The sequence below is a fragment of the Marinobacter algicola DG893 genome (assembly GCF_000170835.1).
GTDB classification, from domain to species: Bacteria; Pseudomonadota; Gammaproteobacteria; order Pseudomonadales; family Oleiphilaceae; genus Marinobacter; species Marinobacter algicola.
Map to the genome: position 1 here is coordinate 1 of NZ_ABCP01000102.1, position 228 is coordinate 228.

Here is a 228-nt window from a genome sequence, read left to right on the forward strand (position 1 = left end):
CTGCGGCAGATTTATGAGAAGAGCAACGAGCTGCAAGAGTTGTGGCGTCGCCGTGGTTTGAAGCCGCAGGAGAAGTTGCATGCGCTAATGGAGTGGTGTCGGGAGGCAGAGGCCAGCGGTATTCGCTACCTTGAGGACTTTGCGGCGCATCTGCGGGCTTATTCTCTTCGGCCTTCGCCGTGATTGCCCTTGTAGCCTGATGGTTGTGGTGTCTGGTCCCGAGGTGGG

1 protein-coding gene is annotated in these 228 nt (G+C 58.3%); it reads left to right on the forward strand.

Annotated elements, in window-relative coordinates:
- Positions 1–183 (forward strand): DesA/ISL3 alpha bundle tail domain-containing protein (locus tag MDG893_RS20395; RefSeq protein WP_040474847.1); only part of this gene is annotated, 183 nt, incomplete at its 5' end.
- Positions 184–228 lie beyond the last annotated feature (45 nt).